Annotated in this window: 23 protein-coding genes; 11 read left to right on the plus strand and 12 right to left on the minus strand. The window is 66.1% G+C overall.

Going from position 1 to position 25,191, the window contains the following annotated elements:
- Positions 1 to 11: 11 nt before the first annotated feature.
- The 4 genes from C8C93_RS22375 to C8C93_RS22390 all read right to left on the minus strand — a co-directional run bounded on the left by C8C93_RS22375 (position 12) and on the right by C8C93_RS22390 (position 4,391).
- Positions 12 to 917 (minus strand): DMT family transporter, encoded by a 906-nt coding sequence (locus C8C93_RS22375; RefSeq protein WP_121508348.1) that lies wholly within the window; start codon positions 915 to 917, stop codon positions 12 to 14.
- Positions 914 to 2,059, minus strand: a complete 1,146-nt coding sequence (gene queA, locus C8C93_RS22380) for a tRNA preQ1(34) S-adenosylmethionine ribosyltransferase-isomerase QueA (RefSeq protein WP_121508349.1) — start codon at positions 2,057 to 2,059, stop codon at positions 914 to 916. Before queA ends, C8C93_RS22375 begins: the two co-directional genes overlap by 4 nt.
- Positions 2,060 to 2,149: 90 nt before the next feature.
- Positions 2,150 to 3,106, minus strand: a complete 957-nt coding sequence (locus tag C8C93_RS22385; RefSeq protein ID WP_121508350.1) for a 1-phosphofructokinase family hexose kinase — start codon at positions 3,104 to 3,106, stop codon at positions 2,150 to 2,152.
- 4 nt (positions 3,107 to 3,110) lie between these two features.
- Positions 3,111 to 4,391, minus strand: a complete 1,281-nt coding sequence (locus C8C93_RS22390) for an HD-GYP domain-containing protein (RefSeq protein ID WP_121508351.1) — start codon at positions 4,389 to 4,391, stop codon at positions 3,111 to 3,113.
- Positions 4,392 to 4,494: 103 nt separating this feature from the next.
- Here C8C93_RS22390 and recG point away from each other — a divergent pair, with 103 nt between their 5' ends.
- The 4 genes from recG (at position 4,495) to C8C93_RS22410 (ending at position 8,857) form a co-directional block, all read left to right on the plus strand.
- Positions 4,495 to 6,651 (plus strand): ATP-dependent DNA helicase RecG, encoded by a 2,157-nt coding sequence (recG, locus tag C8C93_RS22395; protein ID WP_121508352.1) that lies wholly within the window; start codon positions 4,495 to 4,497, stop codon positions 6,649 to 6,651.
- Positions 6,652 to 6,672: 21 nt separating this feature from the next.
- Positions 6,673 to 7,638, plus strand: coding sequence for a LysR substrate-binding domain-containing protein (locus C8C93_RS22400; protein ID WP_121421399.1), 966 nt, complete (start codon positions 6,673 to 6,675; stop codon positions 7,636 to 7,638).
- 179 nt (positions 7,639 to 7,817) lie between these two features.
- A complete protein-coding gene (locus C8C93_RS22405) occupies positions 7,818 to 8,318 on the plus strand; it encodes a Dps family protein (protein ID WP_055395640.1) in 501 nt (166 codons plus the stop codon).
- Between the two features lie 170 nt (positions 8,319 to 8,488).
- The gene (locus tag C8C93_RS22410) at positions 8,489 to 8,857 is read left to right on the plus strand and encodes a response regulator (protein ID WP_121508353.1); all 369 of its coding nucleotides are present in this window, start codon (positions 8,489 to 8,491) and stop codon (positions 8,855 to 8,857) included.
- Between the two features lie 97 nt (positions 8,858 to 8,954).
- Here the strand turns inward: C8C93_RS22410 and C8C93_RS22415 are convergent, their stop codons facing one another.
- Genes C8C93_RS22415 through C8C93_RS22430 form a run of 4 tightly spaced genes read right to left on the minus strand, consistent with a single transcriptional unit; the run spans position 8,955 to position 15,040 of the window.
- The gene (locus tag C8C93_RS22415) at positions 8,955 to 10,079 is read right to left on the minus strand and encodes a hybrid sensor histidine kinase/response regulator (protein WP_121508354.1); all 1,125 of its coding nucleotides are present in this window, start codon (positions 10,077 to 10,079) and stop codon (positions 8,955 to 8,957) included.
- A gap of 52 nt (positions 10,080 to 10,131) precedes the next feature.
- Positions 10,132 to 10,755, minus strand: coding sequence for a chemotaxis protein CheB (locus tag C8C93_RS22420; protein WP_121508355.1), 624 nt, complete (start codon positions 10,753 to 10,755; stop codon positions 10,132 to 10,134).
- On the minus strand, positions 10,752 to 11,588 hold the full coding sequence (locus C8C93_RS22425; RefSeq protein ID WP_121508937.1) for a protein-glutamate O-methyltransferase CheR: 837 nt from the start codon (positions 11,586 to 11,588) through the stop codon (positions 10,752 to 10,754). Before C8C93_RS22425 ends, C8C93_RS22420 begins: the two co-directional genes overlap by 4 nt.
- A gap of 8 nt (positions 11,589 to 11,596) precedes the next feature.
- Positions 11,597 to 15,040: a response regulator gene (locus tag C8C93_RS22430; RefSeq protein WP_121508356.1), complete on the minus strand. Its 3,444-nt coding sequence runs from the start codon at positions 15,038 to 15,040 to the stop codon at positions 11,597 to 11,599.
- 195 nt (positions 15,041 to 15,235) lie between these two features.
- On the opposite strand from C8C93_RS22430, the gene ubiA reads away from it, so the two are divergent.
- Both ubiA and C8C93_RS22440 read left to right on the plus strand, forming a co-directional pair.
- On the plus strand, positions 15,236 to 16,132 hold the full coding sequence (gene ubiA, locus C8C93_RS22435) for a 4-hydroxybenzoate octaprenyltransferase (RefSeq protein WP_121508357.1): 897 nt from the start codon (positions 15,236 to 15,238) through the stop codon (positions 16,130 to 16,132).
- A 140-nt stretch (positions 16,133 to 16,272) separates the two neighbouring features.
- The gene (locus tag C8C93_RS22440; RefSeq protein WP_121508358.1) at positions 16,273 to 16,641 is read left to right on the plus strand and encodes a DUF1801 domain-containing protein; all 369 of its coding nucleotides are present in this window, start codon (positions 16,273 to 16,275) and stop codon (positions 16,639 to 16,641) included.
- Here the strand turns inward: C8C93_RS22440 and C8C93_RS22445 are convergent.
- The 4 genes from C8C93_RS22445 to C8C93_RS22460 form a co-directional block, all read right to left on the minus strand.
- On the minus strand, positions 16,616 to 17,263 hold the full coding sequence (locus C8C93_RS22445; RefSeq protein WP_147433796.1) for a helix-turn-helix domain-containing protein: 648 nt from the start codon (positions 17,261 to 17,263) through the stop codon (positions 16,616 to 16,618). The two genes, C8C93_RS22440 and C8C93_RS22445, sit on opposite strands and share 26 nt — an antisense overlap.
- A 30-nt stretch (positions 17,264 to 17,293) precedes the next feature.
- Positions 17,294 to 18,139, minus strand: a complete 846-nt coding sequence (proC, locus tag C8C93_RS22450) for a pyrroline-5-carboxylate reductase (protein WP_121508360.1) — start codon at positions 18,137 to 18,139, stop codon at positions 17,294 to 17,296.
- A 191-nt stretch (positions 18,140 to 18,330) separates the two neighbouring features.
- Positions 18,331 to 19,824: a glycerol kinase GlpK gene (glpK, locus tag C8C93_RS22455; protein WP_121508361.1), complete on the minus strand. Its 1,494-nt coding sequence runs from the start codon at positions 19,822 to 19,824 to the stop codon at positions 18,331 to 18,333.
- A gap of 160 nt (positions 19,825 to 19,984) precedes the next feature.
- Positions 19,985 to 20,749, minus strand: a complete 765-nt coding sequence (locus C8C93_RS22460; RefSeq protein WP_121422908.1) for a DeoR/GlpR family DNA-binding transcription regulator — start codon at positions 20,747 to 20,749, stop codon at positions 19,985 to 19,987.
- A 190-nt stretch (positions 20,750 to 20,939) separates the two neighbouring features.
- Between C8C93_RS22460 and C8C93_RS22465 the strand changes: the two genes are divergently transcribed.
- From C8C93_RS22465 to C8C93_RS22485, 5 genes are read left to right on the plus strand one after another with little or no spacing between them, the layout of a single operon-like run.
- Positions 20,940 to 22,031, plus strand: a complete 1,092-nt coding sequence (locus C8C93_RS22465; protein WP_121508362.1) for an ABC transporter ATP-binding protein — start codon at positions 20,940 to 20,942, stop codon at positions 22,029 to 22,031.
- A 1-nt stretch (position 22,032) separates the two neighbouring features.
- Complete coding sequence (locus tag C8C93_RS22470; RefSeq protein WP_055395747.1) at positions 22,033 to 23,109, plus strand: ABC transporter ATP-binding protein; 1,077 nt, start codon at positions 22,033 to 22,035, stop codon at positions 23,107 to 23,109.
- A complete protein-coding gene (locus C8C93_RS22475) occupies positions 23,106 to 24,002 on the plus strand; it encodes a carbohydrate ABC transporter permease (RefSeq protein WP_100408926.1) in 897 nt (298 codons plus the stop codon). The genes C8C93_RS22470 and C8C93_RS22475 overlap by 4 nt, the downstream gene beginning before the upstream one ends.
- Entirely contained in the window at positions 23,995 to 24,807 is an 813-nt protein-coding gene (locus C8C93_RS22480) for a carbohydrate ABC transporter permease (RefSeq protein ID WP_055395662.1), read from the plus strand. The genes C8C93_RS22475 and C8C93_RS22480 overlap by 8 nt, the downstream gene beginning before the upstream one ends.
- A gap of 12 nt (positions 24,808 to 24,819) precedes the next feature.
- Complete coding sequence (locus C8C93_RS22485) at positions 24,820 to 25,128, plus strand: DUF2160 domain-containing protein (protein WP_055395664.1); 309 nt, start codon at positions 24,820 to 24,822, stop codon at positions 25,126 to 25,128.
- Positions 25,129 to 25,191 lie beyond the last annotated feature (63 nt).

Genomic DNA, 25,191 nt, shown 5'->3' on the forward strand with positions numbered 1-25,191 from the left:
GGGCAGTGCCGTCAGCGCGTTTCCCGCACGGTCAGCCAGGTGCTGGCCGCGCCACTGAGCACGATGGCGGCGATCCCGGCCATCGACCAGCTATCGGGCACATGGCGGTACACCAGCCAGCCCGCCAGCATGGCAAACCCGATCTGCGAATACAGGAACGGCGCGATCGTCACCGGCGTGGTGCGCGCATAGGCATGGAGCAGCAGCATGTGGCCCACCGCGCTCGACAGGCCCATGGTGAACATGCCCGCCCATAGCCACGGGTCGCTCACCGGCTGCCAGAAGAACGGCACGCCCAGCGACACCAGCGCGGTGGCGATCCAGCTGGTGTAGAGCTGCGTGGTGGCGGGGCTCTCCTGGCCTGCCATCTTGCTGCTCAACACCTGGTAGCCCGTGCCCGCAGCCAGCATGCACAGCGGCCACAGCAGCGCCCAGGTGAAGGCCTCGCCACCGGGCCGGATGATGGCCAGCGTACCCGCCAGGCCGGTGACCACCAGCAGCCAGCGCACCGCGCTCACGGGCTGGTGCAGCCACAGGGCCGCCACCACCGTCACACACAGCGGCACCGTGGCCACGATGGCCGTGAACTCCGCCAGTGGCAGGGCCGTGAGGCTGATGAAGCCGAACAGGCTGGTCATGGCGAACAGCGCACCGCGCAAGGCCTGGAAGCGGGGCTGTGTGGTGCGCAGGGCAGGGCGCCCCGCCCGTTGCAGCACGAAGGCCGTGGTCAGCAGCGACTGGAACACATAGCGCATCCACAGCGCCATGACGATGGGTACGCCCACGCTGACCAGCTTGCTCGCGGTGTCCAGCAGCGCAAAGAACGCGCAGGCCGTGACGGCAAGCGCGATGCCCGCCAGCGCCGCACGCCGGCGGGCTGCGGGGCTGGTCGACGTCGCAGGGCCTGAGGAACTCACGGCGTGCTGCGTGCACGCTCCAGCAGCATCGCGTCGCCATAGCTGAAGAAGCGGTACTGCTGCGCAATGGCGTGCCGGTACAGGCCCATGATGTGGGCGTAGCCCGCAAACGCGCTCACCAGCATCATCAGCGTGCTCTTGGGCAGGTGGAAGTTGGTGACCAGCACATCCACCACCTGGAATGCAAAGCCCGGTGTGATGAAGATGTTGGTGTCGCCAGAGGCCTGGCCCGTCTTCGCCCAGGATTCGAGTGTGCGCACGGTGGTGGTGCCCACGGCCACCACGCGGCCGCCGCGCTGGCGGCAGCGCTCCAGCGCGGCCAGCGTGGCCAGGGGAATCTCGTACCACTCGCTGTGCATCTGGTGCTCGGCCAGGTTCTCGGTCTTGCAAGGTTGGAAGGTGCCTGCGCCCACGTGCAACGTGACGCTGGCGCGCTCGATGCCGCGTGCGGCCATGTCGGCCAGCACGCCTTCGTCAAAGTGCAGCGCGGCCGTGGGCGCGGCCACGGCGCCGGGGTTGCGCGCAAACACGGTCTGGTAGCGCTGGCTGTCCTCGGCCTCGTCCGGGTCGTGGTCGGTGTTTTGCTGGCGCTCGATGTAGGGCGGCAGCGGCAGGTGGCCGTGGCGGTCCATCAGCTCCCAGGGTGACTCGCCTGCGGGGCCGTGCAGCGCAAAGCGGAACAGCGGGCCGTCCTCGGTGGGCCAGCGGCCCAGCAGCTGCGCATCAAAGCCGCCCGCCTTGCGGCCACCGGCCATGTGCACCACGCTGCCGGGCAGGGGCTTCTTGCTGACCTTCATGTGGGCCACGACTTCGTTACCCGGGTTGCCAGCCTCGGCGGGCAGCACGCGTTCGATCAGCAGCTCCAGCTTGCCGCCGCTGGCCTTCTCGCCAAAGATGCGCGCCTTGACCACGCGCGTGTCGTTGAAGACGAGCAGGTCGCCCGCGCGTAGCAGGCCGGGCAGCTCGCGAAAGATGCGGTCCACCGGCTGCATGGCGCGGCCGTCGAGCAGGCGCGATGCGCTGCGTTCGGGCGCGGGGTGCTGGGCAATGAGTTCGGGGGGCAGCGAGAAGTCGAAGTCGCTGAGGGTGAACACGCGGGAAGCGTGGGGCGCGCTGGCTGCGCCGGGGGAAAAATCAGTCATCGTGCTTGAGGGCCGAACAGGCCCGTGCCAAGGTAAAAATTGCGAAGGGCGCGATTGTCCCACGCGCCTGTGCCGCTCGCCGGGGCCGGGCTATGGCTGTGTGGTGACGGCCACGGGCGCAGGCACGCTGTGCACCAGCCGCTGCACGTCGCTCACCTGGGCCAGGGTGGTGCCCGGGTGCAGCAAGGCCGCAGCCCCTGCCGCCACGCCCCAGCGCAGTGCTTCGGCAGGGGCGTCGCCCCGGTCCAGTGCCCAGACCAGCGCCGCCAGAAAGCAGTCGCCCGCGCCCGTGGTGCCGGTGGTGGCGGGCACGTTCAGCGCCGGGGCCTGCCACACACCCGCGCGGGTCGCCAGCACGGCGCCCTGTTCGCCCAGCGACAGGGCCACGGTCTCGGTCGCGCCGCTGTGCACCAGCGATTGGGCGGCGGCGCACCAGTCGGCGGCCTGCTCCAGCGGCAGCTGCACCAGCTCGCGCAGCTCCCGCAGGCTGGGCTTGACCAGGGCCACGCCCGCCTGCAGCGCAGCGGCCAGCGGCGGGCCCGAGGTATCGACGACCACCCGCACGCCCCGGCCAGACAGAGCCGGGGCCAGCCGGGCATAGAAGTCGTCTGGCGTGCCGGGTGGCAGGCTGCCGCTGGCAATGAGCCAGCGGGGCGGCGTGGGCAAGGCGGCCAGCGCATCCAGGCAGGCCTGCCATTCGGCTGCCTGCAGCGTGGGGCCGGGCAGCACAAACCGAAACTCCTGGCTTGTGGTGGTCTCGACCACCGAGAAGTTCTCGCGCGTATCGCCCGAAATTGGTTGCAGCAGCGTGGGCACGCCCTCTGCGGCCAGCAACTGCCGCACCTGTGTGCCCGCCGCACCGCCCGCCAGCGCCCAGGCGCACACATCTGCGCCCAGGCGGTGCAGCACCCGCGCCACGTTGATGCCGCCGCCACCCGCAAAGCGCTGCACCGGGCCGCAGCGCAGCTTGTGGGTGGGTGCAACGTGGTCGGTGGTGGTGGCCAGGTCGAGGGCGGGGTTCAGCGTGAGGGTGATCAGTGCGGGCATCGGGCTACCAGACCTTTTCGGCAAAGCCTGACCATAGCTCGTTCAGGTCCGGAAAGCGCCACTTGTCGGGGTCTTCGCGCGCCACGATCTTCTCGGTGCAGCCCGGGGCAGACAGGTCCACCATTTCGGGGGGGATGCGCAGGTCGGACTTGGTCGAGAAGAACACCTTGACCATGGGGGCGGTGAGTGCGGCGGCCGATTGCTCGGTGACCACGCCGATGCGGCCCGAGGTCAGGCGCACGAGCGAGCCCACAGGGTAGATGCCGATACTTTTGACAAAGGCCTGGAAGATGCGGGCGTCGAAATGGTCCTTGGTCCACTCGGCCATGCGGCGCAGTGACTCGGCGGGGTCCCATCCACGCTTGTAGGGCCGGTCGGAGGTGATGGCGTCGTACACGTCGCAAATGGCCGTCATGCGCGCGATCACGCTGATGCCTTCGCCCTGCAGCTTGTCGGGGTAGCCGGAGCCATCGACTTTTTCATGGTGGTGCAGACAGGCGTCCAGCACGGCGTCGGGCACGTTGCCGCCCTCCTTGAGCATGTGGTAGCCCTCCACCGGGTGGCTGCGCACCACGGTGAATTCCTGGTCAGTGAGCTTGCCGGGCTTGTTGAGCACGGCCAGCGGGATGGCCGCCTTGCCCAGATCGTGCAGCAGGCCTGCCATGCCCGCCAGCCGCTGCTGGTCGTCCTTGAGCTTGAGCTGCTTGGCCAGCGCCACCATGAGCGCGCACACCGCCACCGAGTGCATGTAGGTGTAGTCGTCGGCGGTTTTCAGGCGCGCCAGGCTGATGAGCGCCCCGGGGTTGCGGGTGACGGAGTCCGAAATTTCTTCCACGAGGCTTTGGGCTCCCGCTGAGTCCACCGCGCGGCCCATTCGGGCCTCGTTGAACATCGAGACCACGGCCTCTTTGGATTTCACGCAGATGGCGGCGGCCATCTTCAGTTCGCTGCTCATGTCTGCAGGTTTGCGGTCCCGCTTGGGCGGTGGGGGTGGGGACGGCAACTTCACCTTGATGGGTGGCAGTTCCTCCAGGCGGCTGAAGTCGGTGTCAATCTGCGCGTCGGCCTCCTCGCGCGAGACCGACGCGGTGCCCGCCGCCACGTCCAGCCCCTTGTCGGTGTCAATCCAGATTTCCTGGATGGCGGTGGCTTGTATCTGGGCCAGGTCCTTGGGGTCCTTAAGCAGGAATTTGGCCCGCCAGAAGGGGTGGTCCATCCACGAGCCACAGAACTCGTGCAGATACATGCCCAGGGTGAGATGCTGAATGTGAATGCGCTTGAGCATGGTAGGGGACCTGGACTCTGAATAAACGCCCGTCTTTAGGCGTAATCAACGGTAACCATGGTAGCCTTTTTGCCCCACCCTTGTCGTTCGCAGAACCCGCTACATGCCCGCCGCAGCCCCCAGAGTTTCCCTTAGCGCCAAGGCTTCGGCAGCCCCTGCTGCCGCCAAAGGCGGCGCGTCGGTAGCGCAAAAGGCGCTGCAAAAGCTGGGGCTCCAGCGTGACATCGACCTCGCCCTGCACCTGCCCCTGCGCTACGAGGATGAAACCCGCATCACCCCGCTGGCCAATGCGCGCGACGGGCAGATGGTGCAGATCGAAGCCACGGTGACTGCGAGCGAGATTCAGCTACGCCCGCGCCGCCAGCTGCTGGTGCAGGTGGAGGACGACACCGGCTCGTGCGAGCTGCGCTTCTTCAGCTTCTACCCCTCGCACCAGAAAACCCTGGCCGTGGGTGCGCGCCTGCGCATCCGGGGTGAGATCAAGGGCGGCTTCTGGGGGCGGCAGATGATGCACCCGGCGTTCCGCGTGGCGGGCGGCGAGCTGCCTGCGGCGTTGACGCCCGTCTACCCCACCACCGCCGGTTTGCCCCAGCCCTACCTGCGCCGTGCGGTGGTGGGCGCGCTGACGCGGGTGGACTTGTCAGACACCCTGCCACCCGGTGCCGAGCCGCCGGTGACTCGGGTTTATGGCCAAAATGGCCTCCAGCGCTTATTCAGCCTGCGCGAGGCGCTCACTTTTTTGCACCACCCCACGCCCGATGTGGCGCTGTCCACGCTGGAGGACCACAGCCACCCCGCGTGGCAGCGCCTCAAGGCCGAGGAGTTGCTGGCCCAGCAGCTATCGCAGCAGCAGTCGCGCCGCGCACGCGACATGCTGCGTGCGCCCGTGTTGCGCGCCCAAAAAGCCGCCGACGGTGCCTTGCCGCTGCATGAGCAGTTGCTGGCCGTGCTGCCCTTCAGCCTCACGGCCGCCCAGCGCCGCGTGGGCGAAGAAATTGCCGCCGACCTGGCCCGCCAGGTGCCCATGCACCGGCTGCTGCAGGGTGATGTGGGCTCGGGCAAAACCGTGGTCTCGGCCCTGGCCGCCTGTCTGGCGATGGATGCGGGCTGGCAGTGCGCGCTGATGGCGCCCACCGAAATCCTGGCCGAGCAGCATTTCGCCAAGATGATCGGCTGGCTCGAACCCCTGCTGGCCGAGCGCGGCCGCAGGGTCGCCTGGCTGGTGGGCGGGCAGAAAAAGAAGGATCGCACCGCCATGCTCGCGCTGGTGGCCAGCGGCGAGGCCGCGCTGGTGGTGGGCACCCACGCCGTGATCCAGGAGCAGGTGCAGTTCAAAAACCTGGCGCTGGCCATCATCGACGAGCAGCACCGTTTTGGCGTGGCGCAGCGGCTTGCATTGCGGCAGAAACTCGCAGCCCATGGCATGGAGCCCCACATGCTGATGATGAGCGCCACGCCCATCCCGCGCACGCTGGCCATGAGCTACTACGCCGACCTGGACGTGTCCGTCATCGACGAGCTACCGCCAGGCCGCACGCCCATCGTTACCAAACTCATTGCCGACAGCCGCAAGGACGAAGTGATTGAGCGCATCGGCGCGCAGGTGGAGGCCGGGCGGCAGGTGTACTGGGTGTGCCCGCTGATCGAAGAAAGCGAGGCGCTGGACCTCTCCAACGCCACCGCCACCCACGCCGATCTGAGCGAGGCCTTGCCTGGCTGCATGGTCGGTCTGCTGCACTCGCGCATGCCCACGGCCGAGAAGAAGGCCGTGATGGCGCTCTTCACCAGTGGCCAGATGGGCGTGCTGGTCAGCACTACGGTGATCGAAGTGGGCGTGGACGTGCCCAACGCGTCCCTCATGGTCATCGAACATGCCGAACGTTTTGGCCTGAGCCAGCTGCACCAGCTGCGCGGCCGGGTGGGGCGGGGTGCGGCGGCCTCGGCCTGCGTGCTGCTGTATGCCACCAACGACAGCGGCCGCGTGGGCGAAACCGCCAAGGAGCGTCTGCGCGCCATGGCCGAAACCAACGACGGCTTCGAGATCGCCCGGCGCGATCTGGAGATTCGCGGCCCCGGCGAGTTTCTGGGCGCGCGCCAGTCGGGGGATGCGCTGCTGCGCTTTGCCGACCTGGCGACCGACACCCACCTGCTCGAATGGGCGCGCGAACTGGCGCCGCAGATGCTGGACCGGTATCCGGAATTGGTCGCAAAGCACGTCGCGCGCTGGTTGGGTGGAAAATCCGACTATCTCAAGGCATGACACGGCCTGCTGGAACACACCATGACCCTCACCGAACTCAAGTACATCGTTGCCGTAGCGCGGGAGAAGCACTTCGGTCATGCGGCCGATGCCTGCTACGTGTCGCAGCCCACACTGTCGGTGGCCATCAAGAAGCTGGAAGAAGAGCTGGATGTGAAGCTCTTCGAGCGCAGCGCGGGCGAGGTTTCGGTGACGCCGCTGGGCGAAGAGATCGTGCGCCAGGCTCAGAGCGTGCTGGAGCAGGCGGCGGCCATCAAGGAGATTGCCAAGCGCGGCAAGGACCCGCTGGCGGGGCCGCTCACCCTGGGGGTCATCTACACCATCGGGCCCTATCTGCTGCCCGAGCTGGTGCGCCAGTCCATCACGCGCACACCTCAGATGCCGCTGATGCTGCAGGAGAACTTCACCGTCAAGCTTCTGGAGATGCTGCGTACCGGCGAGATCGACTGCGCCATCCTGGCCGAACCTTTCCCCGACACGGGCCTGGCCATGGCGCCGCTGTATGACGAGCCCTTCATGGCGGCCGTGCCCAGCACGCACCCGCTGGCGGCGAAGAAGTCTGTGACGGCGGCCGAACTCAAGAGCGAGACCATGCTGCTGCTGGGTGCGGGCCATTGTTTTCGCGACCATGTGCTGGAGGTCTGCCCCGAATTTGCGCGCTTTGCGAGCAATGCCGAGGGCATCCGCAAGTCGTTTGAAGGCTCTTCGCTCGAAACCATCAAGCACATGGTGGCCGCAGGCATGGGCGTGACGCTGGTGCCGCGCCTTTCGGTGCCGCGCGATGCGCTGCTCACCGTGTCACGCCGCCGTAAGAGCGACGAAAGCTATATCCGCTACCTGCCCATCCGCGAAGAGGACGGCGGCCCGCCACCCATGCGCCGCGTGGTGCTGGCATGGCGGCGCAGCTTTACCCGGTATGAAGCGATTGCGTCATTGCGCAACGCGGTGTATGCCTGCGAGCTGCCGGGGGTCAAGCGGCTGTCGTAAGGCAGGCCTGGCCTGTGCCGCGCTGGCGGGCGATGTCCTGCTGCCGTGGTGTGGCTCTGACGCAGGTCAGGCTCGCTGGTCATGGCCTTGCGCTACAGTGTTTTTGGTGCGATGCCTCCAGGTCCGACGGGTCGGCGGGCATCTGCTGTCGAATCCATCTTCACTTCAGGAGCAATGACATGGCCAAGGCCTCCAAGACCACCGCCCCCACCATCAACATCGGCATCAGCGACAAGGACCGCGCTGCCATCGCCCAGGGCCTGTCGCGCCTGCTGGCCGACACCTACACGCTGTACCTCACCACCCACAACTTCCACTGGAACGTGACGGGCCCCATGTTCAACACGCTGCACACCATGTTCATGGCGCAGTACACCGAGCTGTGGAATGCCGTGGACCCGATTGCCGAGCGCATCCGCTCGCTGGGCCATGTGGCGCCGGGCTCCTATGCCGAATTCGGCAAGCTGGCCACGGTGCCCGATGCGCCCGCCAAGCCGCCCAAGGCACTGGAGATGGTGCGCGTGCTGGTCGAAGGCCATGAGGCCGTGGCCCGCACCGCGCGCAGCCTGTTCCCCCTGGCCGACAAGGCCAGCGACGAGCCCACGGCCGACCTGCTGACGCAGCGCCTCACGGTGCACGAGCAGACGGCGTGGATGCTGCGCTCGCTGCTCGAAGAGTAAAAGGGTTCGCAGCTTCTACGCGCATTACCCGAGGGGCGCAGAACAGTGCAGCACAGCGAAGAAGAGCGCCTTGTCCTACATGGCGCCGTTCCATCGCCTGCGCATGATGCGGGTTTTGGTCATGCTCCCTTCTTCGCAGGGCGGCATGGCGTATCAATCCTCTCTGATGTATGCGAATCCTGTACGTTGAAGACAACCCGGAGCTGCGCGAGACCATCGGCATGCTTATGGAAGGTGAAGGCCGGACGGTCACTCCCTGCGCCACTGCCGAGGAGGCGCTGGCTCTGGATGCTGGGGACGTCTTTGATGTGGTGGTGACCGATGTCAGCCTGCCCGGCCTTTCGGGCACGGAACTGGCCCGCCAGCTGCTGGCGGATGATCCGCAGCGGTGGGTGGTGCTGTGCTCCGGCTACGAGCTGGGTAGCCACCCGCGCAGTTGGGGGCCCAACGTTCGCGTATTGCTCAAACCTTTTGAGCTGGAAGAGTTGGAGCAGCTGCTCGAGTCCATCCAGGCAGCGCTGGCTTCAGCCGCCGGCTGAGGCTTGCTAGCGCCGATCGCTCGCTGTTCATCCTTTACTTCATCACGCCACCCGCCTGGTCGTGGCGACCTGCGCTGTTGTGCTGGGCTGCGCGCAGTCAATTGCGGGGGCTACGTACTGGCGAGTGGCGCGGCAGCCTCACCCGAAAGGTCGTGACATCGTCCCGTGACTGGGCCTCGATGGTTCCATGGTGGGCCCGCACGATCTGGTGCGCAATGAAGAGCCCCAGCCCCAGCCCTTGGTGGCGGCCGGGCTCACGCTCTCCACCCCGGAACGGGTCGAACAAATGCGGCAGCAGCGCAGGGGGAATGGTGCCGCCGTTGGACACCGTGATGCTCACCTCCTCAGGGCTGGTACCGTCCACTGCAATCTGCACAGGGTGGTCGACTCTGCCATGGTGCAGGGCGTTGCCAACCAGGTTGGTGATCACCTGACATAGGCGTTCGGCATCCCAGGTGCCGGCCAGGTCGCCTTGCAGGGTGGACCCGATATAGCGTTCCGGGTGGCTGGTGGCCACCTCATCCAGCGTGCGCTGCACTAGCGCGTGCATGTGGGTGGAGCCCAGCTGCAGCGCCAGCCCGCCCGCCTGGCGAATGCGGGTCACGTCCAGCAGGTCTTCGATCATGTGGCCCATGCGCTGGCTGGCGCCCAGCACCCGGTCGGCCATCAGCACCGCCTTGTCGGGGGGCGGCTGGCGCTTGAGCACGGTGGCCGCCGCGACGATGGACTGCAGCGGTGTGCGCAGGTCGTGGCTCAGCACGGCCATGAACATTTCGTTGATGCGCAAGGCCTCGGTGCGTGCGCGCAGCTCGTGCGCCAGCGCCTGCTTGCGCCGGTGCAGTTCAAAGAACACGCTCGCCTTGTTGGTGAGCATGTGCGGGTCGATGGGCTTGTAGAGAAAGTCCACCGCCCCGCTTTCGTACCCCCGGAACTGCCAGTTCTGCTCGCGTGAGCCCGCCGTCATGAAGATGAGCGGAATGTGCCGGGTGCGCTCGCTGCCCCGGATCAATTCCGCCAGCTCGAAGCCGTTCATCTCGGGCATTTGCACGTCCAGCAAGGCCAGGGCCACGTCGTCATGCGCCAGCAGCAGTTCCAGGGCCTCGGGGCCCGACTGGGCCTTGAGGATGTCCAGCCCGTCGCGTTGCAGCAGCGCCTCCAGGGCGATGAGGTTTTCCTCGACATCGTCAACGAGCAGGCATTTGGTGCGGTCGGTCTGGGGCATGGGCGGTGGGGAGGGTGGGTGGGGTTCTCAAAGAGGGACGCATGCGCCCGTATCAAAGCTGCTGGCGCTGGTGCAGGTCTGCCAGCAGCCTTGCAATGCCTTCAGGGGGCAGGATGTGGTCAACCGCCAAGGCCGCGATGGCCGCCTGCGGCATGGTGGGCATGCTGGCGCTGGCGGGGTCTTGCACGATGGTGAGGCCGCCCGCCGCCTGAATGGCCTGCAGGCCGTGCACGCCGTCTTCGTTGGCGCCCGACAGCAGGACGCCCACCAGCCGGGGGCCGTAGTGGTCTGCCGCCGATTCGAACAGCACGTCGATGGAGGGGCGGGAAAAAAGCAGAGGGGCGTCCAGCGACAGCCCCACATGCGGACCCCTGGGCCCGGCATCGACCAGCAGGTGATAGTCGGGTGGCGCGAAGCTGACCGAGCCTGGCGTGATGGCGTCCTTGTCCTGCGCCTCGCGCAGCGCCAGGGCGCAGCGGGGCTGGAAGATGTCCACCAGCAGGCTGCGCCGGTCCCGGGGCAGGTGCAGCACGACCAGAACCGCAGCCTGCAGTGTGGCGGGCAGCGCGGGCAGCAGCTGCAAGAGGGCATCAATACCGCCCGAAGAGCCACCCACCACGACGGCGTGGTAGCCCCCCGGTGGCGATGGCCTTGGCGCCAGGGCGGGGCTGGTCATAGTCCGGCCTTTTTTCGGTAGATGCGGTCCTCCAGCACGAAGTCCTCGAAGGCATCGGTGTGCCCAGAAAACCGCAATGACTCCTTGGAGCCCAGGCCCAGGAAGCCCCGGTGGCACAGCGACTCGCGGAACAGCCCGAGTGCACGGTTCTGCAGGTCGCGCTCGAAGTAAATGAGCACATTGCGGCAGGACACCAGATGGACCTCGGCAAACACGCTGTCGGTGGCCAGGCTGTGGTCAGAGAACACCATGTGCTCGCGCAAGCCCTTGTCGAACACCACGCGGCCATAGCCGGCAGCGTAGTAGTCCGACAACGAGCTGCGGGCGCCGGAGCGCGCATGGTTCTCGGTAAAAGCCGCCACCCGCGACACGTCGAACACTCCAGACTCTGCCGCGCGCAACGCGTGCGGGTTGATGTCCGTGGCGTAGATCAGCGTGCGGTCCAGCAGGCCTTCTTCCTGCAGCAGGATGGCCAGCGAATACACCTCTTCTCCCGCGCTGCACCCGGCCACCCAGACCTTGAGCGACGGGTAGGTGCGCAGCAGCGGCACCACCTCCTGGCGCAGCGCCTGAAAGTAGCTGGGGTCGCGGAACATGTCGCTCACCTGCACGGTGAGGTATTCGAGCAGCGCAGGGAACACGGCGGGTTCGTGCAGCACGCGGTCCTGCAGCTGCGACAGCGTCTTGCAGTCGAACTGCACCAGCGCCGACGCCAGCCGCCGCTTGAGCGACGCCTGCGCGTAGCCCCTGAAGTCGTAGTGGTAGCGGTGGTAGATGGCATCGATAAGCAGGCGCTGCTCGATGTCTGCGGTGCGGGCCTTGCGATGGGGCATGGCGGGGCCTACTTGGGCATCCACACCCGCACCAGGGACAGCAGCTTCTCCACGTCCAGCGGTTTGGCGATGTAGTCATTGGCCCCGGCGGCCAGGCATTTTTCCTGATCGTCCTTCATGGCCTTGGCGGTCAACGCGATGATGGGCAGGCGGCGCCACTCGGGGCGGTTGCGGATCTCGCGCATAGCGGTGTAGCCGTCCATCTCCGGCATCATGATGTCCATCAGCACCAGGTCAATCGCAGGGTGGCCGCCGCTGCCGGCGAGTTCCAGCGCCTGCAGGGCCTCCAGGCCGTTGCGCGCGATCTCCACGCGGATGCCGGTGGGCTCCAGGATGCTGGAGAGTGCAAACACGTTGCGTACATCGTCTTCCACCACCAGCACGTTGCGGCCTTCCAGGGCAGTCTCGCGGTTGCGGGCCACCTGCAGCATCTGGCGGTGCTCTGCCGACAGCTCCGACTCCACCTGGTGCAGGAACAGCGTGACCTCGTCGAGCAGCCGCTCGGGGGAGCGGGCGTCCTTGATGATGATGGATTTGGAGAACCGGCGCAGCTGCTGCTCCTCGTCGCGCGACAGGGCGCGGCCTGTGTACACGATGACGGGCGGGAAGGAGACGCCATCCTGCTCCGTCATCTGCTGCAGCAATTCGTAGCCGCTCAGGTCGGGCAGGTTCAGGTCCATCACCATGCAGTCGAAGGTGGAGCCGCGCAGGTGCGCCAGCGCCTCGGCTGCCGTGCCCGCGCCCACGATCTCCACGTCGTCGTTGGTCAGCAGGTGGCGCACGCTCTCGCGCTGGCGTTCGTCGTCTTCCACCACCAGCACGCGCCGCAGGTTCTGGGTGAACTTGGCTTCCAGCCGCTGCAGGGCATGCACCAGTTCGTCGCGCTTGACGGGCTTGAGGGCGTAGCCCACGGCGCCCCGGCCCAAGGCCTCTTGCGAGTAGTCGGCCACCGAGACCACATGCACCGGGATGTGGCGCGTGGCCGGGTTGCGCTTGAGCTGGTCGAGCACGCCCAGGCCCGAGAAGTCGGGGAGGTTCACGTCCAGCACGATGGCGCTAGGCTGGCTGTGTACGGCGTAGGCCAGGCCATCCGCCGCGTTGTGGGCCAGGTGGCAGTCAAAGTCCATCTCACCGGCCAGGTCGCTCAGGATCTGCGCAAAGCGCACGTCGTCCTCAATCACCAGAATGCTGCGCGCGCTCGCGCGGCGCGGGGCTACGGGTGCGGTAGGGGCCGCTGCGGGTGGCAACGCGGGGGCCGAAGGAACCGGTGCGACGACCGGTGCCGCCGTGTGGGCTGGCGCAGGCGCCGCCAGCGGCGTTGCCGGCGCAGCTTCAGGCGACGAAGGCAGCAGCTTCTGGGGCAGGACCAGGGTGAACACGCTGCCCTCGCCCGGCGTGCTGTGCACGTGGATGGACCCACCCAGCAGCTGCGCCAGATCGCGCGAGATCGACAGGCCCAGGCCTGTGCCGCCGTACTTGCGGTGGGTGCTGCCATCGGCCTGGCGGAAGGCTTCGAAAATCAGCTCCTGCTGGTGCGCCGGAATGCCGATGCCGGTGTCCTTGACGGCAAACGACAGCGTGTCGTCCGGGTTGCGCGACACATGCAGCGCCACCGAGCCTTTCTCGGTGAACTTGAGCGCGTTGGACAGCAAGTTCTTGAGCACCTGCCCCAGGCGCTGCAGGTCGGTGTCCAGCGTGGCGGGTGCGTCGGGCGCGACGGTGGCCGTGAGTGTCAGGCCCTTTTCTTGCGCCAGCGGGCGCAGCGGGTCGATGAGTGTTTGCAGGGCCTTGGACAGCGTCACCGTTTCCACCGACACGGTGGCCTGGCCGGCTTCGATCTTGGACAGGTCGAGGATGTCGTTGATGAGTGCCAGCAGGTCGTTGCCCGCCGCGTAGATGGTCTGCGCGTACTTCACCTGCTCGGCGCTCAGGTTGCCTGGCTTGTTGTCGGACAGCAGTTTGGCGAGGATCAGGGTGGAGTTGAGCGGTGTGCGCAGCTCGTGGCTCATGTTGGCCAGGAACTCGCTCTTGTACTGGCTGGCCAGCTCCAGTTCGCGGGCCTTGTCCGTCATGGCGCTTTGGGCGCGCAGCAGTTGTTCGCGTTGGTATTCCAGCTGCTGGGTCTGCGCCTCCAGGTGGGCGTTGGTCTGCTCCAGCTCGGTCTGCTGCACCTCCATCTGGGCCTGCGACTCTTGCAGGATGCGGCTTTGCTGCTCCAGCTCCTCGTTGCTCACACGCAGCTCTTCCTGCTGGGTCTGCAGCTCTTCGGACTGGCGCTGGGTTTCTTCCAGCAAGGCTTCCAGGCGGTTGCGGTCAATCCCAGCGCGGATCGCCACCGCCAGAATGCCCGAGGCGCGTTCCATCAGGGTGCGCTCAGGCTCGGTCAGCGGGCGATGAAAGCCCAGCTCGATCACGGCAAAGACTTCGCCGTTCTCGATGGCAGGCGCCAGCAGCAGTTCGGTCGGTGCGGACTGGCCCGTGCTGGACGACACCATCAGGTGCCCGGCTGGCACATCGCGCACATGAAGCATCTGGCGCGAGCGCGCCACTTGGCCGACCAGGCCCTCGCCGGGCAGCAGGCGCTGCTCCAGCCGCTCGCGCGGCAGGGCGTAGCCGCCAAACAGGGTGAGCGCGCCGTTGCAGTCGGCTACATAGCCCGCCCCCACGGCCGCGCGCAGGTATTGCGCCAGGTATTCGAGCGTGAGCTGGCCCAGGTCCTCCAGCCGGTGGTCGCCCTGGATGCGCTGGCTCAGCCCGTTGAGGCCGGCCGCCACCCACGACTGCTGGGCCTTGAGGCGGTACTCCCGCGCATTGGCGGCGGCCGACAGGCAGATGAGCACCAGCAGCACGAACGATCCGCCCCAGGAGTAGTAGGTGGACATGGCCGCCGCCTCCACCCATTGCTTGCGTTCGTTTTCCAGCTGCTGGTTCAGCAGTGTGGACAGGTCCGACGCCAGGTCGCGGATGCGGTCCATCAGCACCCGGCCGGCATCACTGCGGGTCACGGCCACGGCGGCTTCCTGGCCCTTCGAGCGGCGCAGTTCAATGGTCTCGCCCAGCTCGCGCAGTTTTTCGTGGCGCAGGTCGTCGATCTGCAGCACCAGGCGGCGCTGCACGGCGCTGTCGTCCGTCAGCTCCTTGAGGCGCGCCATGTTGCGCTCCATGGCGCCCAGGGACAGGTTGTAGGGCTGCAGATAGGTGTCGTCCCCCGTCAGCAGATAGCCGCGTTGCCCGGTCTCGGCGTCTTTCAGCGAAGACACGAACAGGTTGAGGTGGCGCATGGTCACCGTGGTCTCGTCCATGGCTTCCACAGCGTGCGAGCGCACCTGGGCGGTGCGGAAGTTCACCAGCGCGATCAGCACCGTGGCGAGGGCAGCAATCACAAATCCCACCAGCATTCCGCGGGGGACAGCAAAACGCGTGGCGGCCTGGGAGGTCGATGTATGGGGCATGCGTTGGTGCCCCAGAGGGCGGTACGTTGGGGGAACGAGCGGAGACTTTAACGGGTTTTTTGCGCGCGCTGGGGCGGTTACCTGGCCTCGTGATGCGTGTCCCGGTCGCGGCGCTGCTGCTACATTCTGTGCGCCCGTGGCCCGCCACCCGCCGCAGCGTCTTGCTGCTGAGCCTGTTCTTGTAATGGTCCCATCATGTCGTCGTCCCCTGTTTCCCCCCGCAGCCGTTTTTCGCTCTATCTCGACCTGATCCGCTGGGACCGCCCCGCCGGCTGGCTGGTGTGCCTGTGGCCGACGCTGAGCGCGCTGTGGATTGCAGCCGACGGCTTTCCGGGCTGGCACCTGCTGGTGGTGTTTGTGCTGGGCACCTTCCTCATGCGCAGCGCAGGCTGCTGCGTGAACGACGTGGCCGACCGCGACTTTGACAAACACGTCAAACGCACGGCGCAGCGGCCCGTCACGACCGGTGCGGTGTCGGTGAAAGAGGCGCTGAGCCTGGGCGCGGTGCTGGCGCTGGTGTCGTTTGGCCTGGTGCTCACCACCAACCAGGCCGCCATCGCCTGGTCGGTGCCCGCCGTGCTGGTGGCCATTGCCTACCCGTTCACTAAACGCATCATTTCCATGCCCCAGGCGGTGCTGGGCATTGCGTTCAATTTCGGCATCGTCATCGCCTTTGCCGCCGTGCAGGGCAGCGTGCCCGCCGTGGCCTGGTGGATGTGGCTGGGCAACCTGTTCTGGGTGCTGGCCTACGACACCGAATACGCCATGGTGGATCGGGATGACGACCTCAAGATCGGCATCAAGACCTCGGCCATCACGCTGGGGCGCTGGGATGTGCCGGCCATCGTGGCGTTCTATCTGCTTTTTTTGTCTATTTGGGCCCTAGCGCTTTATCCATATGCACTGAATGCTATATTTTATATAGCAATTGCCGTTGCGCTGGCGCAGGTGCTGTGGCACTTTACGCTGATCCGGACCCGCTCGCGCGAAGGGTGTTTCAAGGCGTTCCGCGTCAACCACTGGCTGGGCGCCACGGTGTTTGCCGGCATTGCGGGCAGCTATCTGCTGCGGTGGCTGGGGCTGACGGGCTGACTACGGCGCGCGGCCGGGATTGTCTGTGATGGTTGTGGCGGGTTTTTACAAGCCGGTTTCCACGCCATTCGCTACATTGATTGGAAGCCGCGAGCCCGCCTGCAGCTTTCATTCAAACCCATTTTCGCTCCCCTTCATCCATGGCTGAAGACCGCATCCATAAACTGCTGCAGGACATCCGGCAGCGTCATCCAGATCAATACAGCGTGCTGCAGGGCGCCCGCGCCCTTGTTCTTGCCCTGGGGCCGGATGTGCGCGAGGAGGTCAAATATGGCGGCATCCTCTTTTCGGCACCAGCGTCTTTTTGCGGCCTGTTTGCGTACACCCAGCATGTGTCGCTGGAGTTCGGTGATGGCGCCCAGCTGGCGGACGAATTCAAGGTGCTGGAGGGCGCTGGCAAACAGCGCAGGCACATCAAACTGCACACGCCAGAAGACCTGGCTGCCAAGCAGGTGGCCCACTACCTGGGATTGGCGTGCTCCCTCAGCAATAGCCCGAAGCGCCAATAGCCGCCTGCCACTGGGGCGAAGCCACCACTGCTGCGGGCGTGCGGCCCAACCAGCGCCCAAATTCGCGGGTCATGTGGGCCTGGTCGGTGTAGCCATGGTCCGCTGCGCACTCCGCGAGCGAGGGTGCCTCCGGCAGCGCCTGCGCAGCACGGCGCACGCGGGCCAGGCACTTCCAATAAGCCGGGGGGCGCCCGGTGGCGACCTGCACCAGCCGCTGCAGGGTGCGCTCCGACACGCCCAGTTGCCGCGCTGCCTGGGCCACCTGGCTGTGGCGCGCCAGGCTTTGTAGCGCATCGGCAACCCGCGCATCCAGCACCATGCAGTCGTGCAGCAGGGGCAGGGCATCGTGGGCGTCGTTCATGGAGCGCTTGTGCAACAAGGCCAGCAGGCGCTTGGCATCCACCTGCGCGCCCGGCTGCATGCGAAATCCCCAGTAGCGCTCGCCCACCATGCCCGGCACGGTGTAGGTGGTGTCTGCCAGGTCGGTCACAAACCAGGTGGGCGGCTGGTGGGGGAGGGCATGCAGGATCAGGTCACGGCACCCATCAGGAACCACCACCGTGCTGTCGGCCGAGGCCGATGTGTGGTGCCAGGCTTCAAAGGGCTGCAGGAGCTGGGGCATGGAGAGCACCGATTGCACTGACTCAGTGCACTACCCCCCGAATTCATTCCCCAGTTCATCGGCGCGCTGGCGTGCGGCCTCCATGGCGCGTTCAAAGGCAGCAGCGACGCCGGCCGATTCCATGGATTGCAAGGCAGCATAGGTCGTGCCGCCCTTGGACGTGACCCGCTGGCGCAGTACGGCGGGCGCTTCGTCGGAACGGCGCGCCAGTTCTGATGCGCCGACAAATGTGCCCACGGCCAACTGGTGCGCCTGCTGCTCGGTCAGGCCCATGTCGGTGCCCGCGCGTGTCATGGCTTCCAGGAAGTAGAAAACGTAGGCGGGGCCAGAGCCCGACAGGGCGGTCACGGCGTCGAGTTGCTTTTCCGTATCGACCCACAGGAACTCGCCCGTAGACGCCATGATGGCCTCGACCTGCGCACGCTCGGCGGTGTCCACGGCGGGGCGGGCATACAGCGCGCTCATGCCCTTGCCCACCAGCGCGGGGGTGTTGGGCATGGTGCGCACCACGCGCTCGGTGCCCAGCCACTGGGCGATGCTGTCCGAACGGATGCCGGCGGCCACGCTCAGGTGCAAGGCCTGTTGCGTGTGGGCTTTTGCCTGCGCAGCGGCATCTTGGAAGGTCTGGGGCTTGACGGCCCACACCACGATGCGGGCGCGCTGCAGGGCAGGGCCCGCTTCAGGCTGGGCTTCGATCCCGTAGTTCTTTTGCAGCGCAGCGCGCGCATCGGCCCAGGGTTCGACCACATCGATCTGGCTGGCCGGGTGGCCCTGGCGGATCAGCCCGCCGATGATGGCGCTGGCCATGTTGCCGCCGCCGATGAAGGCGATGGTGGGAAGGGATGAGTTTGCTGTGGCTGGAGCGGGGGAGGTCATTTTGCGGGCAGGCTGGAAAGGGAGAGCCGATGGTAGCGCCGCTAGACCTATGAGTTGCTCGAAGACTCGTGCAACCGGCGTGGCCAAAGCCGGTGCTCCCGCGCAAGGGCCGCCCCGCCGCGCTGGGAGCGTCTCCCTCCGCGAGCAAAGCGAAGCAGAGAGGGGGAAGGCGCGCAGCGCCTCAGGGGGAGCTACTCAGCTACTGTTTGGCGAACGGCGTGTTCCCAGTTCGCCATCAGCTCCTGCGCGCGGGCGCTGCTGAGCGTGGGCACAAAGCGCCGGTCGGCGCGCCAGAGCTGCGAGAGTTCATCCGTGCTGCGGTACACGCCGCTCGACAGCCCGGCCAGGTACGCGGCCCCGAGCGCCGTGGTCTCGATGACGGCAGGCCGTACCACCGGAATGCCCAGCAGGTCGGCCTGGAACTGCATCAGCAGGTCGTTGATGCAGGCGCCGCCGTCCACGCGCAGTTCGCTCACGGGCGCGCCGCCGGCAGCCACGGCGTCGCGGCTCATGGCCAGCAGCAGGGCGGCGCTCTGGTAGGCGATGCTTTCCAGCGCCGCGCGGGCGATGTGGCCCAGCGTGGTGCCGCGTGTGAGGCCAGTGATGGTGCCGCGCGAGTCGGGTTTCCAGTACGGAGCGCCCAGGCCGGTGAAGGCGGGCACCATCATCACGCCGCCCGAATCCGGCACGCTCTGCGCCAGCGATTCGACTTCGTTGCTAGTGGAGATGGCCCGCAGTCCGTCGCGCAGCCACTGCACCACGGCGCCACCCACAAAAACGCTGCCTTCCATGGCGAACTCCGGCTGCACCGTGGCCTGTGCGGCACTGGTGGTGAGCAAGCCGTTTTGCGATGTCTGGAACGTGCCGCCTGTGTGCATGAGCATGAAGCAGCCCGTGCCGTAGGTGTTCTTGGCCATGCCGGCGGTGAAGCAGGCCTGGCCGAACAGCGCGCTTTGCTGGTCGCCCGCCACGCCGCCGATGCGGATGCTGTGGCCCAGCAGGTCGGCCGCGATGTCGCCAAAGTGGGCGCTGGACGGCAGCACCTCGGGCATCAGCGCCTTGGGAATGCGCAGCAGCGCCAGCAGCTCGTCGTCCCACTGGTTGGTGTGCACATTGAACAGCATGGTGCGCGAGGCGTTGCTTACATCCGTCACATGCACCTTGCCGTGGGTCAGCTTCCACATCAGCCAGCTGTCCACCGTGCCAAAGGCCAGCTCACCGCGCTCTGCGGCTTCACGGGCGCCGGGCACATGGTCCAGCAGCCACTGCAGCTTGGTGCCGGAGAAGTAGGCATCCACCAGCAGGCCCGTCTTGGCCTGGATGGTGGCGGCATGGCCTTGCTCGCGCAACTGGGCGCAGGCGGGCTCGGCACGCCGGTCTTGCCACACGATGGCGTGGTGCACGGGCTGGCCGGTTTGGCGGTTCCATAGCACCGTGGTTTCGCGCTGGTTGGTGATGCCCACGGCGCGCACGGCGCTCGCGGCAATGCCCGCCTTGGCCAGAGCATCGCGTGCGGTGGCGAGCTGGGTGCGCCAGATCTCCAGCGGGTCGTGCTCCACCCAGCCGGGCTGGGGGTAGATTTGCGGCAGCTCCAGCTGGGCTTGCGCCACGATGTGGCCGCCTTCGTCGAAAACGATGCTGCGGGAGCTGGAGGTACCTTGGTCGAGGGCGAGCAGGTAGGTCATGGTGACGAGGGGCTCCGAAATGTATGAATCCACGTAGTGTCCACGGCGGTCGATCAGCGCGCGGCCCCGATCAGCGGACGCCGAGCAAGGGCCTCCCCGCAGCGAGGGCATCGTCCCCCACCGGGGGAAGGCGCCGCAGGCGACTCGGGAGGGCCTTCTGTCATGCAGCTACCGTGCAGATGACTTCAGCATCTTGCAGCAGGGCCGGGAAGGGCTCAGGCGGCGGCGCGTCGGTGAACAGGCGGTCGATTTGCGCCAGTGTGGCCAGTTGCACCATGGCTGGGCGGTTGAACTTGCTGAAGTCGGCCGCCAGCCAGACCTCGCGTGCGTGTTCGATGATGGTTTGCGCCACCTTCACTTCGCGGTAGTCGAAGTCGCGCAGGGAGCCATCGGGCTCGATGCCCGAGATGCCGATGAGCGCAATGTCCACCTTGAACTGGCGGATGAAGTCCACCGCCGCTTCGCCGACGATGCCCCGGTCGCGGGCGCGCACCACGCCGCCGGCCACGATGACCTCGCACTCGGGGTTGCCGCTCAGGATGGCGGCCACGTTCAGGTTGTTGGTGATCACGCGCAGGCCGCGGTGGTGCAGCAGGGCTTTGGCGATGGCCTCGGTAGTGGTGCCGATGTTCAGGATCAGCGAGCAGTCGTTGGGCACTTGTTCGGCCACGGCGCGCGCGATGCGGGCCTTGCCTTCGGCGTGCAGTGTCTCGCGCTGGGTGTGGGCCAGGTTTTCCACCGTGGAGCTGGGCACGCGCACGCCACCATGAAAGCGCGTGAGCAGGCCGGACTCGGCCAGGCGCTGCACGTCACGTCGCACGGTCTGCAGGGTCACGCCCAGGGTGTCTGCCAGTTGTTCCACCGTGGCGGATTTGCGCGCGCGGACTTCTTCGAGAAGCAGCAGTTGTCGGGGGTTCGTATTCACGCGAATCAATCGGCTTATGGGGTGGAGATACTTTAAATCGAACAAAAAGGAACTCATTAAGGGTAAACCTTGATTCGATACGATCAAAAAAGAACAAAAATGAACGCAATCGAAAACGAGGCACTTTGCTGCGTGCGCAGCAGAAAGCCAGATCCACACAGCCCCCAGGGGCCATTAGAAAGGTTGCGTGATGCAGCTGGCACTGGACAGCATCAGCAAGAAGGTAGGGCCGCAGACTTGGCTCCACGACATGAGCCTGGCGCTGCACAGCGGCGCCGTCACGGTGCTGCTGGGCGCCACGCAGGCGGGCAAGACCAGCCTGATGCGCATCATGGCGGGGCTCGATACGCCCACGGCCGGGCGCGTGATGGTGGATGGCGTGGACGTGACCGGCATGCCCGTGCGCGACCGCAACGTGGCCATGGTGTACCAGCAGTTCATCAACTATCCCTCCATGAAGGTGGCGGCCAACATTGCGTCGCCCCTGAAGCTGCGCGGCGAAAAGAACATCGACGCCCGCGTGCGCGAAATTGCGAGCCGCCTGCACATCGACATGTTCCTCGACCGCTACCCTGCCGAGCTGTCGGGTGGGCAGCAGCAGCGCGTGGCGCTGGCCCGCGCCTTGGCCAAGGGTGCGCCGCTGATGCTGCTGGACGAACCGCTGGTGAACCTGGACTACAAGCTGCGTGAAGAGTTGCGCGAAGAACTGACCCAGCTGTTTGCTGCAGGCCAGTCCACCGTGGTGTATGCCACCACCGAGCCGGGCGAGGCCCTGCTGCTCGGCGGCTACACCGCTGTGCTCGACGAAGGTCAGTTGCTGCAGTACGGCCCCACGGCCGAGGTGTTCCATGCGCCCAACTCGCTGCGTGTGGCGCGTGCCTTCAGCGACCCGCCCATGAATCTCATTGCCGCATCGGCGGTCCCAGGGGGTGTGCGCTTGGAGGGCGGCGCAGAACTGGCCGTGCCCCTGTCCCAAGGTGTGGCCACGGCGGCAGGGCTCACGGTGGGTGTGCGCGCCAGTGCGCTGCGCGTGGTGGCTCGCCCGGGCGACATCAGCGTGGGCGGAGTGGTCGAGCTGGCCGAAATTTCGGGCTCGGACACCTTTGTGCACGCGGCCACGCCCTGGGGCGATTTGGTGGCGCAGTTGACCGGGGTGCATTACTTTGAACTGGGCACGCCCATCACGCTGCACCTGGACCCGGCTCAGGCCTATGTGTTTGGTGCCGACGGCCGACTGGCATGGGCGCCCGTGCGCCCGAACGCTGTACAAGGAGGGCGTTGAGATGGCCCGCATCAGTCTGGACTTGGCACATTCGTACAAGCCGAACCCGCAGCAGGACAGCGACTACGCGCTGCTGCCCCTCAAGATGGAGTTCGAGGATGGCGGTGCCTATGCGCTGCTGGGTCCTTCGGGCTGCGGCAAGACCACCATGCTCAACATCATGTCGGGTCTGCTCGTGCCTTCGCACGGCAAGGTGCTGTTTGATGGCCGCGACGTGACCCGTGCCAGCCCGCAGGAGCGCAACATTGCACAGGTGTTCCAGTTCCCGGTGATCTACGACACCATGACGGTGGCCGAGAATCTGGCGTTTCCGCTGAAGAACCGCAAGGTGCCCGAGGCGCAGATCAAGCAGCGCGTGGGCGTGATTGCCGAGATGCTGGAGATGAGCCATCAGCTGAACCTGCGGGCCGCAGGGCTGTCGGCAGACCAGAAACAGAAGATTTCACTGGGCCGTGGCCTGGTGCGCGCCGATGTGGCGGCGGTGCTGTTCGACGAGCCGCTCACGGTGATCGACCCGCACCTCAAGTGGCAACTGCGGCGCAAGCTCAAGCAGATCCACCACGAGCTCAAGCTCACACTGATCTACGTGACGCACGACCAGGTCGAGGCATTGACCTTTGCGGACCAGGTGGTGGTCATGACGCGTGGCCGCGCCGTGCAGGTGGGCTCGGCCGATGCGCTGTTCGAGCGGCCCCAGCATGTGTTTGTGGGGCATTTCATTGGCTCCCCAGGCATGAACTTTTTGCCCGCGCAGGTGGACGCAGGCCAGCTCAGCATCGTCGGCCACCGCCTGCACGCCCCTGTGGGACGTACTTTGCCAACGGGCCCGGTGCAGGTGGGTATTCGGCCCGAATATTTGGCGCTGGCATCGGCAGAGCAACCCGGCGCCATTGCCTGCACGGTGGCGCAAGTGCAGGACATCGGCACCTACCTGATGTTGACCGCGAAGGTGGGCGAGCACACGCTCAAGGCCCGCTTCAGCCCCGAGACGCGACTGCCCTCGGCGGGCGACACGGTGTGGCTGCAGGTGCTGGGTGAGCACACCTGCTACTACCAGAATGAGGAGCTTTTGGCATGAGCACGACGACCAAGCCCGTGAACCAGAAGGCCTGGTTCCTGATCCTGCCGGTCATCATCTGCGTGGCCTTCTCGGCCATCCTGCCGCTGATGACAGTGGTGAATTACTCGGTGCAGGACATCATCTCGCCCGAGCGCCGCGTGTTTGTGGGCACCGAATGGTTTGCCGCTGTGATGCGCGATGAGGAGCTGCACGCGGCCTTGTGGCGGCAGATCACCTTCTCGCTGGCTGTGTTGGCGGTGGAGATTCCGCTGGGCATCCTGCTGGCGCTGTCCATGCCCGCGCAGGGCTGGAAGTCGTCCGCCGTGCTGGTGGTGGTGGCGCTGTCGCTGTTGATCCCCTGGAACGTGGTGGGCACCATCTGGCAGATCTATGGCCGTGCCGATATTGGCCTGATGGGCCGGATGTTGCAGGAGATGGGCATTGAATACAGCTACACCGGCAACGCCACGCAGGCGTGGCTCACGGTGCTGCTGATGGATGTGTGGCACTGGACGCCGCTGGTCGCGCTGCTGGCCTTTGCCGGGTTGCGTTCCATCCCCGACGCGTACTACCAGGCAGCCCGCATCGACGGTGCGAGCAAGTTCGCGGTGTTCCGCTACATCCAGCTGCCCAAGATGCGCGGCGTGCTGATGATTGCGGTGCTGCTGCGCTTCATGGACAGTTTCATGATCTACACCGAGCCCTTCGTGCTCACGGGGGGCGGGCCGGGCAATGCCACCACCTTCCTGAGCCAGTACCTCACGACCAAGGCGGTCGGCCAGTTCGACCTGGGCCCTGCGGCCGCCTTCTCGCTGATCTATTTCTTCATCATCCTGCTGCTGTGTTTCATCCTCTACAACTGGATGCAGCGCGTGGGCACCGTCAGCGACGAAGGAGCCGGCCATGAATGAAAAACGTTTCCAGAAGCGCACGCTGTTCCTGATTGCGTACCTGCTGTTCGCGCTGTTGCCCATCTACTGGATGGTCAACATGAGCTTCAAGACGAATGAGGAGATCCTGTCGAGCTTCTCGTTCTTCCCGCAGAACTTCACCTGGGCCAACTACAAGACCATCTTCACCGATGCGTCCTGGTACTCGGGCTACATCAACAGCCTGATCTATGTGGCGATCAACACGGTGATCTCGCTCACCGTGGCGCTGCCCGCAGCCTATGCTTTCAGCCGCTACCAATTCATGGGCGACAAGCATGTGTTCTTCTGGCTGCTGACCAACCGCATGACACCCCCGGCCGTGTTCTTGCTGCCGTTCTTCCAGCTCTACACCACCGTGGGGCTGATGGACACGCACATTGCCGTGGCGCTGGCCCACCTGTTGTTCAACGTGCCGCTGGCGGTGTGGATTCTGGAAGGCTTCATGAGTGGCATCCCGCGCGAGATCGACGAGACGGCCTACATCGATGGCTACAGCTTCCCGCGCTTTTTCATGACCATCTTCCTGCCGCTGATCAAGGCTGGTGTGGGCGTGGCGGCGTTCTTCTGCTTCATGTTCAGCTGGGTGGAGCTGCTGCTGGCCCGCACGCTGACCAGCGTGAACGCCAAGCCCATCGTGGCCACCATGACACGCACCGTGAGTGCCTCGGGCATGGACTGGGCGACGCTGGCGGCGGCGGGTGTGCTGACCATCGTGCCGGGTGCCATCGTGATCTGGTTTGTGCGGCACTACATCGCGAAGGGTTTCGCGATGGGCCGGGTTTGAGGAGGCAGCGACATGTTTGACTGGATGGCCTGGACGCTGCCGGTGGCGGTGTTCTTTACGTGCATCGTGCTGATGCTGGTGGGCATGACGGTGTGGGAGCTCAAGTCGCCCACGACCATGCGCAAGGGTTTCCTGCCCCTGGAGACCACGCGCGGCGACCGGCTTTTTATCGGGCTGCTGTCGGCCGCCTACGTGAACCTGATCTTTGTGGGCATCAGCGGCAAGCTGGCCCAGTGGTTCAGCCTGCAGGGCGACCCGTCGATCTGGATCAGCTTTGTGGTGTCGATGGCGCTGCTGGCGCTGATCATGCGCAAGGGTTAAGGAAAAAATGGCCGTTTGCGCTTGATGGGTAAGCATTTGTAGCTATTGTTTTTGTAGTGTCGA

The organism is Acidovorax sp. 93, assembly GCF_003633835.1.
Classification (GTDB): Bacteria; Pseudomonadota; Gammaproteobacteria; order Burkholderiales; family Burkholderiaceae_C; genus Acidovorax; species Acidovorax facilis.

Excerpts from the sequence above, each read along its gene's own strand:
- C8C93_RS22445 (WP_147433796.1), bottom strand. The coding sequence starts at position 17,263 with ATGCCCCAGCTCCTGCAGCCCTTTGAAGCCTGGCACCACACATCGGCC.
- C8C93_RS22390 (WP_121508351.1), bottom strand. The coding sequence starts at position 4,391 with ATGCTCAAGCGCATTCACATTCAGCATCTCACCCTGGGCATGTATCTG.
- C8C93_RS22480 (WP_055395662.1), top strand. The coding sequence starts at position 23,995 with ATGAATGAAAAACGTTTCCAGAAGCGCACGCTGTTCCTGATTGCGTAC.
- C8C93_RS22405 (WP_055395640.1), top strand. The coding sequence starts at position 7,818 with ATGGCCAAGGCCTCCAAGACCACCGCCCCCACCATCAACATCGGCATC.
- C8C93_RS22385 (WP_121508350.1), bottom strand. The coding sequence starts at position 3,106 with ATGCCCGCACTGATCACCCTCACGCTGAACCCCGCCCTCGACCTGGCC.
- C8C93_RS22465 (WP_121508362.1), top strand. The coding sequence starts at position 20,940 with ATGCAGCTGGCACTGGACAGCATCAGCAAGAAGGTAGGGCCGCAGACT.
- recG (WP_121508352.1), top strand. The coding sequence starts at position 4,495 with ATGCCCGCCGCAGCCCCCAGAGTTTCCCTTAGCGCCAAGGCTTCGGCA.
- C8C93_RS22470 (WP_055395747.1), top strand. The coding sequence starts at position 22,033 with ATGGCCCGCATCAGTCTGGACTTGGCACATTCGTACAAGCCGAACCCG.
- C8C93_RS22425 (WP_121508937.1), bottom strand. The coding sequence starts at position 11,588 with ATGCCCCATCGCAAGGCCCGCACCGCAGACATCGAGCAGCGCCTGCTT.
- C8C93_RS22415 (WP_121508354.1), bottom strand. The coding sequence starts at position 10,079 with ATGCCCCAGACCGACCGCACCAAATGCCTGCTCGTTGACGATGTCGAG.
- C8C93_RS22440 (WP_121508358.1), top strand. The coding sequence starts at position 16,273 with ATGGCTGAAGACCGCATCCATAAACTGCTGCAGGACATCCGGCAGCGT.
- ubiA (WP_121508357.1), top strand. The coding sequence starts at position 15,236 with ATGTCGTCGTCCCCTGTTTCCCCCCGCAGCCGTTTTTCGCTCTATCTC.
- queA (WP_121508349.1), bottom strand. The coding sequence starts at position 2,059 with ATGACTGATTTTTCCCCCGGCGCAGCCAGCGCGCCCCACGCTTCCCGC.
- C8C93_RS22400 (WP_121421399.1), top strand. The coding sequence starts at position 6,673 with ATGACCCTCACCGAACTCAAGTACATCGTTGCCGTAGCGCGGGAGAAG.
- C8C93_RS22475 (WP_100408926.1), top strand. The coding sequence starts at position 23,106 with ATGAGCACGACGACCAAGCCCGTGAACCAGAAGGCCTGGTTCCTGATC.
- C8C93_RS22485 (WP_055395664.1), top strand. The coding sequence starts at position 24,820 with ATGTTTGACTGGATGGCCTGGACGCTGCCGGTGGCGGTGTTCTTTACG.
- glpK (WP_121508361.1), bottom strand. The coding sequence starts at position 19,824 with ATGACCTACCTGCTCGCCCTCGACCAAGGTACCTCCAGCTCCCGCAGC.
- C8C93_RS22420 (WP_121508355.1), bottom strand. The coding sequence starts at position 10,755 with ATGACCAGCCCCGCCCTGGCGCCAAGGCCATCGCCACCGGGGGGCTAC.
- proC (WP_121508360.1), bottom strand. The coding sequence starts at position 18,139 with ATGACCTCCCCCGCTCCAGCCACAGCAAACTCATCCCTTCCCACCATC.
- C8C93_RS22430 (WP_121508356.1), bottom strand. The coding sequence starts at position 15,040 with ATGCCCCATACATCGACCTCCCAGGCCGCCACGCGTTTTGCTGTCCCC.
- C8C93_RS22410 (WP_121508353.1), top strand. The coding sequence starts at position 8,489 with ATGCGAATCCTGTACGTTGAAGACAACCCGGAGCTGCGCGAGACCATC.